The organism is Thioclava sp. GXIMD4216 (genome assembly GCF_037949285.1).
Classification (GTDB): domain Bacteria; phylum Pseudomonadota; class Alphaproteobacteria; order Rhodobacterales; family Rhodobacteraceae; genus Thioclava; species Thioclava litoralis.
In genome coordinates this window covers 264,291-277,399 of sequence record NZ_CP149927.1, presented here as the reverse complement: position 1 = coordinate 277,399, position 13,109 = coordinate 264,291, and the positions used below count along the sequence as shown (strand labels likewise).

Here is a 13,109-nt window from a genome sequence, read left to right as displayed (position 1 = left end):
CATGATTCATGGATTTAGTCTTCAAGAGTAGCGAGGTCACCGAGGCTTTTTCCGGACAAAGCTGGGAAAAGACCGTTTTCTGTGAATTCGACACTGCATTGACAAGCAAGAGCCGCCCCTTCCCCTGTGTCTTCGGCGTTGCCGGTTTCAAAGCGGATCGCCTGCGCTTCGCTTTCCCCGACCCGCTGACACCGGAAACTCTGGCCCCCATCCTGAAATCCTATCTTGCCCAGGCGCGCGGGATCGGCCCGATGACCTCGCTGGTCATCTTTGCCCGTCCCGGTCCGGTTCAGTCCTTCGATCGTTACCGCGAACAGTTCTGGGACCTGCTTGACGGTCTCGTCGCACTGGATGACAGCCCCCAACCCGACGGGGTCTCCCGCAATCTCGATGATCCGACATGGGAATTCTCCTTTGGCGGCGAACCGATTTTCGTGGTGTGCAACACACCCGCCCATGTCATGCGTCAAAGCCGCCGCGCCAGCAGCTTCATGATCACCTTCCAGCCGCGCTGGGTGTTCAACGGCATCACCGATAGCGACGAGCCGGGGGTCCAGCGTTCGCTCAAGCGCGTGCGCGACCTGTTGGAAGATTACGACCTGATCGCCCCCTCGCCCTCGCTGGGCCATTACGGCGATCCGGCCAACCGCGAATATACACAATATTTCATCGACGATACCAACGAGACCCCCGCCTGCCCGTTCCATCGGCTGGGCGAGGCCCGTCTGCAGCTCGTCAAGGAAGGATAACCCCATGAAAGACCTGACATCGACACCCGAAACCACCGCCACGCCCTCGGTCAAACAGATCGCGCTCGCCAAGGCCGATTACTGGTCGATCATCGAAAAGCTCATGCCACAGCAGGGCTGTATCGAGGTCCAGCAGGACGCGCCGGGCAAGGAACATGCATGGCACCAGCACCCGACCGATGAAACGCTTGTGGTGCTGGAAGGACAGGCGCGCTTCTACTGGGAGGGGGGCGAACAGATCTGCGGCGCGGGGGCCGTGATCTCGCTACCGGCGGGGGTGCGCCACGGCTCTGTCGCATTGGACGAGGGCGTGCGCTATCTGATTTCGTTCCATGCCGTCGAGCTTGCCGATCATGGCTGAGCTGAAAAAATCCCTTGGCGTCACGCGCGGCACGGCGATGATGCTCAATATCGTTCTGGGGGCGGGTCTGTTGACGCTGCCGGGACTGGCGGTGCAGGAAGTGGGTAGCTCCGCGACCCTGATCTGGATCGCCTGCGCGGTGGCCGCCGCCCCTCTGCTTTGGGTCTTCGCCATTCTCGGGCGGCGCTACCCCGATGCGGGCGGCATCGCCTCTATCATGGGCCACGCCTTTGGCAAATCCGGCCGGATCTGTGCAACCTTGCTGTTTCTGGGGGCGGTTTCGGTAGGGCTGCCCGCTGTGGCTCTGACCGGCGGGCATTACGTCGCCGCAACCTTTGGCGGCCCCGCGGCAGTATATGCAGGCGCGCTGATCGTGGCCGCTCTGGGGGTCAATTTCCTGTCTGCCGAAATGGCCGGACGGGTCAACACCTTCATCGCCTCTCTGGTTCTGGTCTTCATTCTGGGGCTGGCCATCGTGGGCTATCTGGCCGTGCAACCCGCCTTCGACCTGTCGGCAGCCAGCACACCATCCGCCGATACCGACCTGCGCCGTCTGGGCATGGTCTTCATGATGGTGTTCTTCGCCTTTACAGGCTGGGAAGTCAGCGCCAATCTGGGCGGCGAATTCCGCAACCCCAAGCGGGACGTCCCCCGCGCGATGGCGTTTTCCTTCTTTCTGGCGGTGGGGCTCTATCTGGTGCTGGCGCTGGTTGTGGCCAAGGCGGGCGCATTGGGCGCAGGCCCCGCACCTTTCGCGCAGATTTTCGGCCAGTCCTTCGGCCCTGCGGGCCGCATCACCATTGCCGCACTCGCCGTGCTGCTGATCTTTGCCAATCTGTCAGCCGCAATCTGGGCGGTCTCGCGCATGGTCTATTCCGCCGCCCGCGACGGGCTGCTTCCGGCCCCGATTGCCCAGATCCGCAACGACGTGCCTCTGAATGCCGTCATGGTCACGGTCGTCGTGCTGCTGAGCGTGGTCGGTCTGGTCGGCGCGGGTATTCTGGATATGTCGCATCTTCTGGCGGCAGCGGGGCAGAACTTCCTGCTGCTCTATACCGGTGCGGCGGCATCCTTGCTGCGCCTCGAACGCCGCACCGCCTACCGGCTCCTCTCGCTGGGATGTCTCGCGCTGGTCTGCCTGCTGTTCATCGGGCGCGGCGGACAGGGGCTTCTCTACCCTGTCCTGCTGATCGCACTGGGACTGGCAATCTCGTTCTTGCAGAAGGGCGATGCGGCCCTGCGCAACCAGTCCCCTGCGGAATAGGCGGAGCCCGGCCTTCTCCCTGACGGGCACTCCCCCAAACTGGCCGGTCGCAAGACCGGCCTTTTTTCATAGCCGACCGCTGCCCCGCGCCGATTGACCCGCCAGAGCAGGAAGCGTATCGCAAAGATCCCACCACCGATGCCGCCAGCCAACGGACCCCAAGCCATGCCCCATCCGCCTTTCGTGATCTCGATCCAAAGTCAGGTTGTCTTTGGCCATGTCGGCAATTCGGCGGCGGTCTTTCCGATGCAGGCGGCAGGGCTGGAGGTCGCAGCCATCCCGACCGTCGTCTTTTCGAACACCCCCGATTATCCGACCCTGCGCGGACAGGCCCTGCCCGCCGCCTTCTTTGCCGATCTGCTGCGCGGCGCGCAGGAAAGGGGCCTGCCCGAGCGGGCGGATTTCCTTCTGACGGGCTATATCGGTTCGGTCGAGGTGGCGCGGCAAACCGCCGCGTTCATCGCGCAGGCCAAAGCCGACAATCCGGACCTCTTCTATCTCTGCGATCCGGTACTGGGCGATAGCGGGCCGGGTCTCTACGTGCCGGAAGCCATTGCCGATGTCATGCGCGACCTGCTCCTGCCGCTGGCCGATCTGGCCACCCCCAATCCGTTCGAACTGGCATGGCTGACCGGCCAACCCTTTACCACGCTGGAGGCACTGGAGCACGCCCGACACGCGCTTGGCATGGGGGCGGATGCGCGGCTTGTGGTGACCGGCTGCGCATTGGAGGACACAGCCGATGGCCATATCGAAAGTATCATTCTGGGCCCCGAGCCTCCCAGCCGCCATCCTGTACGCAAACTTCCGATCGCCCTGCCCGGCACAGGGGATCTGTTTGCCGCGCTGATCATCGCGGGGCTGGGACACGACCTGTCGCTTGCACAGGCGGTTGAACAGGCGCAACAGCTTGTGGCAATGGCGCTGTCCCATGCCAAAACGCTGGGGGCGGGCGAGGTCGTGCTGAGCAATCCGGAGTTCCGCAAGGCCCTGCTGACCCTTTCGCAAGACCGCTAGGCCAGAGGCAGACCTCAAGGCCTGCCCTTGGCCGTTCCGCCCGCCAGCTTACAACCCGCCGAAGTGGAAGGCTTTGGTTTCGAGATATTCCTCGATGCCTTCCTGCGCGCCCTCACGCCCCAGACCCGAGGCTTTGACGCCACCAAACGGCGCTTCGGCATGGGAGACCGCACCGGTGTTCAGACCCACCAGACCGGTTTCCAGCGCCTCGCCAAAGCGGAAGGCACGCGCCATATCGGTGGTGTAGAAATAGGCCGCCAGACCGAAGGGCGTGCCATTTGCGATCTCCAGCGCCTCTTCCTCGGTCTCGAATTTGAAGACCGGAGCCACGGGACCAAAGGTTTCCTCGCCGGCGCATTGCATATCCAGCGTCGCGCCCACAAGCACGGTCGGATCGGCATATTGGCCGCTCAGCGCGCGCTTCTTGGTCGCGCGGGTGGCACCTTTGGAGAGCGCATCCTCGATATGGCGGTTGATCTTGTCGATCGCCGCCGAATTGATCATCGGGCCGATGGTGGTGTCTTCCGCCGTGCCGGGGCCGACTTTCAGCGCATTGACCTTCTCGGCCAGCTTGGCCACGAAAGCGTCATGAATGCCCGATTGTACCAGCAGACGGTTGGCACAAACGCAAGTCTGACCGCCATTGCGGAACTTCGAGGCCATAGCCCCTTCGACAGCCGCATCCAGATCGGCGTCGTCAAACACGATGAAGGGCGCATTGCCGCCCAGTTCCAGCGACATCTTCTTCAGCGTCGGCGCGCATTGCTGCGCCAGAAGCGCGCCCACACGGGTCGAGCCGGTGAAGGACAGCTTGCGCACCACGGGGCTTGCGGTCAGCGCGCCGCCAATCGCCTCGGGGCGACCGGTCAGGCAGTTCAACACGCCCGCAGGAATGCCTGCACGCTCGCCCAGAAGACACAGCGCCAGCGCCGAATAGGGCGTGAAATCCGAGGGTTTGATAACCATCGTGCAGCCTGCCGCCAGACCCGGTGCCACCTTGCGGGTGATCATCGCGGTCGGGAAGTTCCACGGCGTGATGATCGCGCAGACACCCACCGGCTCTTTCATCGCAAAGATCTTCTTGCCCTTCACGGGGCTCGGGATGATATGGCCGTTGATGCGACGCGCCTCTTCGGCAAACCAGCGGAGGAAGGACGCGCCATAGACGATCTCGCCCTTGGCCTCGGCCAGCGGCTTACCCTGCTCGGCGGTCAGGATCAGCGCCAGATCATCGGCGTTCTCCAGCATCAGATCATACCACGCCATCAGGATATCGGCGCGCTCGGCATGGGTCTTGGCCTTCCACGACTTCATCGCCTCTGCCGCGGCGGCAATCGCCTCTTCGGTCTCGGCGGCGGTGTTGTCGGGCATATGGCCCAGCACATCGCCGGTGGCGGGGTTCATCACCGCCATATCTGCCCGTGCGCGCCACTCGCCATTGATCAGGGCTGCCTCAACAAACAAGGCGGGGTCGCGCAGCTGGGCGCGCAGATCAAAGCTTTCATGCAGGGTCATCTTATGCCTCCAATGCGGCTTTCACCGCTGCGGTAATTTCATCGGTGGTGCTGGCGCTCGGACGGGTGCCGATGCCACGGGCGGTGGCGGCCTCGATGGCGGCCAGAATAGCCTCGGCTGCTGCCTTCTCGCCCAGATGCTCAAGCATCATAGCGCCCGACCAGATCGCGGCAATCGGGTTGGCGATGTTTTTACCCGCGATATCGGGGGCCGAGCCATGCACCGGTTCGAACATCGAGGGCACGGAACGGTCGGGGCAGATATTGGCCGAAGCCGCAAAGCCAAGACCGCCTTGGATGGCCGCACCCAGATCGGTGAGGATATCGCCAAAGAGGTTCGAGGCCACGATCACATCCAGATCCTGCGGCGCCATCACCATCTTGGCGGCCATCGCGTCGATATGCATATGGCTGACGGTCACATCCGGATATTCGGCGGCCAGTTTGTCGGTCATCTCGTCCCAGAACACCATCGAGTATTTCTGGGCGTTGGATTTCGTCACGCTCGTCAGATGCTTGCGCCGCGAACGGGCCTGCTCGAAGCCGAAGCGCAGGATACGTTCGACGCCCTTGCGGGTGAATATCGAGACCTCGGTCGCCACCTCATTGTCCTGCCCCTGATGCACGCGGCCACCGGCTCCGGCATATTCGCCCTCGGTATTCTCGCGGATGCACAGGATGTCGAAGCCTTCGGCCTTCAGCGGGCCTTCCACACCCGGCAACAGGCGGTGCGGGCGGATATTGGCATATTGGGTGAACGCCTTGCGGATCGGCAGCAAAAGCCCGTGCAAAGATACCGAATCCGGCACGGTCTTCGGCCAACCCACGGCGCCCAGATAGATGGCATCGAAGGGGCGCAGCTGCTCGATCCCGTCCTCGGGCATCATCTTGCCGGTCTCGACATAATATTCACAGGACCACGAGAAGGTGGTGGGCTTCAGCGCAAAACCGAATTTGGCCGCAGCCACATCCAGCACTTCCATCGTCGCATCGGTCACATCAACGCCAATCCCGTCACCGGGGATAAGGGCGAGCGTATAGGTCTTCATCTTTACTCCTTTGGCCGATTACAGATCGATCAGCACAGATTTCGTGCGCCGGTTGGCGCGGTAGGCCTCGCGGCCCAAGTCCTTGCCAAGACCGGAGGCCTTCCAGCCCCCCGTCGGCAGAATGTGATCACGCGAGCGGCCATAGCGGTTGACCCAAACGGTGCCGGCCTCAAGCCGCCCGCTCAGACGCAGCGCACGCGAGAGGTCTTGGGTGAACAGCCCCGCGCACAGCCCGTAGGTGTCATGTGCCGCCAGCGCCATCGCGTCTTCCTCGCTGTCGAAGGTCTGGAGGGTGGCCACGGGGCCGAAGATTTCCTCGGTCACGGCGGGGTTTGTCTCATCCACGCCCGCAATCAGGGTCGGCTGGTAGAAGCTGCCCTCGCGGTCAAAGGCAGCCCCACCGCAGAGGATCTCGCCGCCCTTGGCACGGGCCGCCTGCACGATGGAATCAATGCGCCCCATCTGACGGGCGGAAATGATGGGCGAGAAGCCCGCAGCCCCCGCATGGGTCACATCGGGCACCTGGCGGCCAAATTCCGCCATCAGCTTGGCAGACAGCTCATCGGCCACCGAGGCCGCGACCAGAATGCGCGACCCCGCCACGCAGAATTGCCCCGCATTGGGGAGGATACCCTTGGCCAGACATTCGGCCGCCTTATCCAGATCGGCATCGGCAAAGACCAGCATCGGGCTTTTGCCGCCCAGCTCCAGCGTCATCGGCTTGATGCCATGGCGCGCGATATTCTCCATGATCGCCGCACCCGCGCGGGTCGAACCGGTGAAAGACACCTTATCGATGCCCGGATGACCGGTGATCGCATTGCCGGTGGTGGGGCCATCGCCCAGAACCACATTGACCAGACCCGCCGGAATCCCCGCCTTGACCGAAAGTTCGGCCATATAGAGCGTGGTATAGGGCGTCATCTCGGAGGGTTTGATCACCACGGCATTTCCTGCCGCAAGCGCGGGGCCCAGCTTCCAGCCCGCCATGGAGATCGGGAAGTTCCACGGGGTCACCGCGCCGATCACCCCATAGGGATGGTCCGAGATATAGCCGAACTGCCCGTCCGACGTGGGCACCAGATCACCGCATTCCTTATCGGCGAATTCCGCAAAGAAACGGATCTGCTCGGCGGTGACCGAGATATCGCCGGTCAGCGCCTGCGCATAGGGGCGCGAGGAACAGAGCGCCTCAAGTTGTGCCAGATAAGGCGCCTCGGCCTCCATCAGATCGGCCCATTTATGCAGCGCCTTGGCACGGTCACGCGGTGCAAGCCCACCCCAGTTCGAGGTCTTCAACGCCTGACGCGCCGAGGCGACAGCGCGATCCACCATCTGCGCATCGGCACAGGCAATGGCGCCGATGCGTTGGCCTGTCGAGGGCGAGATGACCTCGATCGCCTCGGGGGCTGCGACATAGTCGCCGCCGATGAAATGGCCCGAAGGCAGAGAGACCGAAGTGGGGTCGAATGCGAAACTCATGCTATCCTCATCATGCTTGGCCCCAGCCTAAGCGAGACCGGCGCGTGAATTCTGGTTAAAACGCCCGCGCCGACGGCATAATTGTCTGCGCAAGCGCTCTGGCAGCATAATATGCTGGCTTAGAACTTCGAGACCTTGCCCCATTGGCTTTCGTTGAAACGCGCCAGCTTATATTGCGCGGTCTCGGTGATGGGGGTGCGGCCCAGCAGCATATCGGCCACCAGATGCCCCACGCCCGGACCGATGCCGAAACCATGACCCGACAGGCCCGCCGCCAGCGTCAGCCCCTTCAGGCCGGTGTCGGTGTCAATCACCGGAACGCCATCGGGGGTGGAATCGATGAAGCCCGCCCAAGAGGCCTGCACCGGCAGCACCTTCAGCGCAGGCAGCAGATCGCGCGCGCGTTGCAGGGTCAGAGTGACCAGCCCCTTGTCGGGCACGGGATCCAGTACACGGGCGCGCTCCATCGGGGTGATCTGGTCCAGCGCCCAAGTCTTGCGGGTCTCGAAGCCCGCCTTCCATGCCTGCAAGCCGCCCGGAGTGAGGCTTTTCCAGCGCTTGGTGAACATCGGCAGGAAGTGCTTGGCCTGAGCGATCATGCCCGGCGTCGGGTCCACGGCGGCCTTGCCCGAGATCGCCAGTGTATAGGCACCATCGCCGCGCCGCGTGATCGAGACCGCCGCCGTATGCAGCGCCTCGGGGATGCCTTCCGCCCCCGGAGCCACAGATAGAATCGAGCTGCGCACCGAGGCCTGCGGGAAGGCGATGCCCAGCTGATGCAGGAAGCTCGATGCCCAGGCGCCGCCTGCCATCACCACCTGCTGCGTCTTGATGGTGCCGCGTTCGGTCACCACGGCGCTGACCTGCCCTGCGGAGGTCTCCAACCCGCGCGCCGCGCAATTCTGGATCACATGGCCGCCGTGTTTCAAAATGCCCTTGGCAATCACAGGGGCTGCGCGCGAAGGATCCGCCGTGCCGTCGCTGGGCGACCAGACACCGCCCGCCCAGGGCTTTTGCGTGGCGGCTCCGCGTAGGGCGGCCTCGGCGGCGCTGAGCATACGGGTATCAACCCCCTCGCCCCGCGCGAATTCGCCCCATTTCGCCCAACCCTCTATTTCCGCCGCATCATTGGACAGATACAGCAGACCACAGCGTTTGAACCCCATATCCTCGCCGATATCGCGAGTCATATCCTCCCATAAATCCAGAGACTTGGTCGACAAAGGCAGTTCCCGCGCATCGCGGTTCTGCTGGCGGCACCAGCCCCAGTTGCGGCTGGATTGTTCGGCGCCCACGCGGCCCTTTTCCAGCAGGACAACCTTCTGCCCTGCCCGCGCCAGCCAATAGGCCGCACAGGTGCCGACAATCCCTGCGCCGATGACAACGCAATCCGCCTCGGCGGGCAGCATGTCACTGCTTTCCAATGTCAAAAGGGGGGCAGGCATCGGCGTCTCCTTATTATTTCCCGCAGGCTAACCGCCCCTGCGCAGCGTCATCTGCCAAATCTCGGGCTTTTGTGGCATTTCATGTTGTATGCGCCGCCTTGCACACTCTTCCTTGCGCTGTAAAATACGCTAAGAATGGTCGGAAAAGCGATCACGGCAGGGGAAGACATGAGCACGGCCTATAAACTGGACAGAATCGACCTGAAGATTCTGGCGGAGCTGCAACGCAATGGCCGCATTACCAATGTCGAACTTGCCGATCTGGTGGCGCTCTCGCCCTCACCCTGCCTGATGCGGGTCAAGAAGCTCCAGCGGGCGGGATATATCAGCGGCTATACCGCACAGATCGACATGACGAAGCTCGGGGAAACCCTGACGGTGTTCACCGAGTTCACCCTCAAGAACCATCGCCAGATCGACTTCGCCCGCTTTCAGGAGGCGTTGGAAAAGGTGGATAGCTGCATCGAATGCCATCTGGTCTCGGGGGGCTATGACTATCTGGCCAAATTCGTCACCGCCTCTATTGGCGATTACCAGACCATCCTCGAAGGGCTCGTGGACCGCGATATCGGCATCGACAAATATTTCAGCTTCGTGGTGATGAAAACGCCCTTCGTCAAAACCCAGATCCCGCTGACGCGGATCTTTGCCGACCGGCTGTGAAAAAGCCCCGCGAAGGGCGGGGCTTTCACTTAGCGGTTGGCGAATGTGGCAATCAGTTCGGGGTCCTGTTCCAGCGTGTTCAGCCAGTTCGTATCAAGCTGCGGCACAGACGAAATCAGCAGCCGCGAATAGGGATGCAACGCCTCCGCGCTCATGCGGGCCGCAGGCAGCGCCTCGACCACCTCGCCCTTATACATCACCAGCACCTCGTCACATATCGCCTCGACGGTCGAAAGATCATGGCTGATGAACATATAACTCAGGTGCAGTTCACGCTGCAGCTCTTTCAGCAGCTCGATGATCGCCGCCGCCACAACCGTATCCAGCGCCGAGGTGATCTCGTCGCACAGGATCAGCTCCGGCTCGGCGGCCAAGGCGCGGGCCAGATTGACGCGCTGTTTCTGCCCGCCCGACAGTTCGCCCGGCAGGCGGTGGCGCAGGCTGGCAGGCAGACGCACCATGTCCAGCAGCTCGATCACGCGGGCCTCGCGCGCCTGCCCCCGCAGCCCGTGATAGAAGGTCAGCGGACGGCCCAGAATGGTGCCGATGGATTGTGCCGGATTCAGCGCCGTATCGGCTAGCTGGAACACGATCTGCGCACGGCGCAGCTGTTCCTTGGAGCGTTTAACCAGATCAAGCGGCATTTCCTGCCCGTCCACCATCGTATAGCCGCGATAGGGCGGCAAGATCCCCGCAATCGCCCGTGCAAGGGTTGATTTCCCCGAGCCGGATTCCCCAATCACCCCAAGATTGCGGCCCCGATCCAGCTTGAAATTCACGTTTTTGAGGATTTTGGCATAGGGCACGCCATCGCGCATCGGCCCGTATCCGGCGCAAAGATCATGCACCTCCAGAATGGGCGTGTGCTTGACGCGGTCCGGCACGCCGGAGGGTTCATGCAGCACCGGCTCGAAAGCGGCCAGAAGCTGTCTGGTATAGGGATGGGCAGGCGCATGCAGGATCTGCTCGCAGCTGCCTTCTTCCTGTATCTCGCCGCCCTTCAGCACCACGATCCGGTCCGCAATCTGCGCCACCACCGCCAGATCATGGCTGACATAGACACCCGCCGCCCCGACCTCGGCCATCGCATTGCGAAACGCCCGCAACACCTCGATCTGGGTGGTCACATCCAGCGCAGTGGTCGGCTCATCGAAAATCACCAGCTTGGGGCTACCGATCAACGCCATCGCCGCCGACAGCCGCTGCAACTGCCCGCCAGAGACCTGATGGGGATAGCGTTGACCGATGGTCTCGGGGTTGGGCAGAGCCAAGGCACGGAACAGAGATACAGCCTTGGCCTCGGCCTCATCGCGGGGCATCAGGCCGTGGATTGTGGTGATTTCCACCACCTGATCCATGATACGCTGGCTGGGGTTGAAGGCCGCAGCCGCCGATTGCGGCACATAGGACACCTCGGTGCCGCGAATACGGGCACGGGCTTTTTCCGACATCGCGGTCACGATATGCCGGTCCAGCCGGATTTCGCCGCCGGTGATCTCGCAGCCGGTGCGGGTATGGCCCATCAGCGACAGCGCGATCGTGGTTTTGCCCGAACCGGATTCCCCGATCAATGACACCATCTCGCCGGGGGCGATGTCGAAACTGACCCCCTTGATGATCTCGATTTTACGCCCCGCATCGGTGGTCGCCCCGATCCGCAGATCACGGACCGAAACAAGCGCGGTTTCTTGTGCGAAATCTTTCATGGTTCAGCTCCTGTCGCGGATTTTGGTGGGCAGGTTGTCGATGAACAGGTTCACCGAAATGGTCAGCGAAGCGATGGCCAAGCAGGGGAAGACCACCGCCGGCGCCCCCAGCGACAGACCTTCGATATTCTCGCGCACAAGCCCGCCCCAATCGGCATTGGGCGGCTGCACCCCGAGGCCAAGGAAGGACAGCCCCGAAAGCACCAGCACGATGAACACGAAACGCAATCCCAGATCGGCCAGAACGGGGCCGAGGATATTGGGGAATATCTCGCGCGCGATCAGATAGGGGGTGCCCTCGCCCCGCGCACGGGCCACCGTCACGAAATCCATCGTGTTCACATTGACCGCCAGCGCGCGGGCAAAGCGATACGCCCCGGGCAGATAGATCACCGCCAAAGTCCCGACCAGCACCGGAATGGAGGAGCCGATGGCCGCCACCGTCACCAGCCCGAACAGCAGCGAGGGAATGCCGTTCAGCGCATCCAGCAGCCGCGACAGGATCATGTCGAACCAGCCCCCCGCGACCGCCGCCACCATGCCAAGGATCACCCCGCCCGAACAGGCCAGAAAAACCGAGGCCAGCGCGATACCGACGGTGTAACGCGCGCCCAGCAACACACGCGAGAATACGTCGCGCCCCAGATAATCCGTGCCCATCCAGAACTTTCCGGAGGCGGCACCGAAGAAATCCCAATCGACGATCTCGCCCGGCGGATGCGGCGCAAGGGCACTGCCGCAGATCGCGATCACCGCCCAGAACAGGATCACGGCCAGACCGATACGGCCGACCCAATTAAACGAATAGCCAAGGTTTTTCGGCGTCGGGAGGCGGAAACTTGTCATATTCATCAACGGCGCAGCCTCGGGTTGGAGAGAATGGCGATAAGATCGGCCAGCGTGATCAGCAGCAGATAGCTGACGCAGAAGATCAATGCGCAGGACTGGATCAGCGGCAGGTCGCGGGTGGAAACGGCATCGACCATCAGCTTGGCCACGCCGGGATAGTTGAAGATCGTCTCGACGATGATGACCCCGCCCACCAGATAGCTCAGCGACAGGGCGACCGCATTGGCGATCGGCCCCAGCGCATTGGGCAGCGCATGTTTGAGCACCATCCGCTTGCGCGAGGCCCCCTTCAGCAGCGCCATCTCGACATAGGGGGTGTTGATCGTCTCGATGACGGCCGCACGGGTCATGCGGATCATCTGCGCCGAGATGACGAAGCTCAGCGTGATCACCGGCATCGCATAGGCCTTGAGAAGCGCCCCGAACGAGGTCACCTCTGCCGCCCCGTAACTGAGCGCGGGAAGCCAGCCCAGCCAGACCGCAAAGATCAGCACCGACAGCGTGGCCACCATGAATTCGGGTACCGAGATCACCGAAATGGTCAGGATCGACACGATCCGGTCAAACCAGGACCCGCGCCACATGGCCGCCCCGATCCCGAGACCGAGCGCGACCGGCACCGAGATCACGGTGGTGATCCCCGCCAGTTTCAGCGAGCTCAGAAGCCGCCCGCCCACCAGATCGGCCACGGGGATATTATTGACATAGGAAATACCGAGATCACCGTGGAAAAAGCCCAGAAGCCAGCCCAGAAAGCGCAGGAGGGCGGGCTTATCAAGGCCCATCGCCTCGCGCAGACCGGCCACGGCATCGGGCGTTGCCGCCTGTCCCAGCAGGATTTCCGCCACATCTCCGGGCAGGAGTTCGGTGGCAAAGAACACGGCGAAAGACACGATCAGCAATGTCAGGATCGCGATACCAAGCCGTTGGAAAACAAGAACCCAAGGCATAAACGACTGGGGCAAGGGGCACCTCCCTTCGGAGCAATCTTCAAGAATGGCCCCTGCGCG

The 13,109-nt window shown here is 62.7% G+C and carries 12 protein-coding genes; 5 read left to right on the top strand and 7 right to left on the bottom strand.

Annotated elements, in window-relative coordinates; genetic code table 11:
• Positions 1-8 precede the first annotated feature (8 nt).
• From WDB88_RS14600 to pdxY, 4 genes are all read left to right on the top strand, one after another.
• The gene (locus WDB88_RS14600) at positions 9-749 is read left to right on the top strand and encodes a YqcI/YcgG family protein (protein ID WP_330647173.1); all 741 of its coding nucleotides are present in this window, start codon (positions 9-11) and stop codon (positions 747-749) included.
• A 4-nt stretch (positions 750-753) separates the two neighbouring features.
• A complete protein-coding gene (locus WDB88_RS14595; RefSeq protein WP_330647174.1) occupies positions 754-1,110 on the top strand; it encodes a cupin domain-containing protein in 357 nt (118 codons plus the stop codon).
• Positions 1,103-2,374, top strand: a complete 1,272-nt coding sequence (locus tag WDB88_RS14590; protein ID WP_339109568.1) for an amino acid permease — start codon at positions 1,103-1,105, stop codon at positions 2,372-2,374. Before WDB88_RS14595 ends, WDB88_RS14590 begins: the two co-directional genes overlap by 8 nt.
• A 165-nt stretch (positions 2,375-2,539) precedes the next feature.
• Entirely contained in the window at positions 2,540-3,391 is an 852-nt protein-coding gene (gene pdxY, locus WDB88_RS14585; RefSeq protein ID WP_339109567.1) for a pyridoxal kinase, read from the top strand.
• Between the two features lie 48 nt (positions 3,392-3,439).
• Here pdxY and WDB88_RS14580 read toward each other — a convergent pair whose 3' ends face one another.
• The 4 genes from WDB88_RS14580 to WDB88_RS14565 form a co-directional block, all read right to left on the bottom strand.
• Positions 3,440-4,906 carry an NAD-dependent succinate-semialdehyde dehydrogenase gene (locus WDB88_RS14580; protein WP_339109566.1) on the bottom strand — a complete coding sequence of 489 codons (1,467 nt, stop codon included), beginning with the start codon at positions 4,904-4,906 and terminating at the stop codon, positions 3,440-3,442.
• A gap of 1 nt (position 4,907) precedes the next feature.
• A complete protein-coding gene (locus WDB88_RS14575) occupies positions 4,908-5,954 on the bottom strand; it encodes a tartrate dehydrogenase (RefSeq protein ID WP_339109565.1) in 1,047 nt (348 codons plus the stop codon).
• A gap of 18 nt (positions 5,955-5,972) precedes the next feature.
• The gene (locus WDB88_RS14570) at positions 5,973-7,436 is read right to left on the bottom strand and encodes an aldehyde dehydrogenase family protein (RefSeq protein ID WP_339109564.1); all 1,464 of its coding nucleotides are present in this window, start codon (positions 7,434-7,436) and stop codon (positions 5,973-5,975) included.
• A 119-nt stretch (positions 7,437-7,555) separates the two neighbouring features.
• Positions 7,556-8,881 (bottom strand): FAD-binding oxidoreductase, encoded by a 1,326-nt coding sequence (locus WDB88_RS14565; protein ID WP_339109562.1) that lies wholly within the window; start codon positions 8,879-8,881, stop codon positions 7,556-7,558.
• A 168-nt stretch (positions 8,882-9,049) separates the two neighbouring features.
• Here WDB88_RS14565 and WDB88_RS14560 point away from each other — a divergent pair, with 168 nt between their 5' ends.
• The gene (locus WDB88_RS14560) at positions 9,050-9,544 is read left to right on the top strand and encodes an Lrp/AsnC family transcriptional regulator (protein WP_330647181.1); all 495 of its coding nucleotides are present in this window, start codon (positions 9,050-9,052) and stop codon (positions 9,542-9,544) included.
• Positions 9,545-9,573: 29 nt separating this feature from the next.
• Here WDB88_RS14560 and WDB88_RS14555 read toward each other — a convergent pair whose 3' ends face one another.
• Genes WDB88_RS14555 through WDB88_RS14545 form a run of 3 tightly spaced genes read right to left on the bottom strand, consistent with a single transcriptional unit; the run spans position 9,574 to position 13,049 of the window.
• On the bottom strand, positions 9,574-11,250 hold the full coding sequence (locus WDB88_RS14555) for an ABC transporter ATP-binding protein (RefSeq protein ID WP_339109561.1): 1,677 nt from the start codon (positions 11,248-11,250) through the stop codon (positions 9,574-9,576).
• A 3-nt stretch (positions 11,251-11,253) separates the two neighbouring features.
• A complete protein-coding gene (locus WDB88_RS14550) occupies positions 11,254-12,102 on the bottom strand; it encodes an ABC transporter permease (protein ID WP_330647183.1) in 849 nt (282 codons plus the stop codon).
• Positions 12,102-13,049 carry an ABC transporter permease gene (locus tag WDB88_RS14545; protein WP_339109804.1) on the bottom strand — a complete coding sequence of 316 codons (948 nt, stop codon included), beginning with the start codon at positions 13,047-13,049 and terminating at the stop codon, positions 12,102-12,104. The genes WDB88_RS14550 and WDB88_RS14545 overlap by 1 nt, the downstream gene beginning before the upstream one ends.
• Positions 13,050-13,109 lie beyond the last annotated feature (60 nt).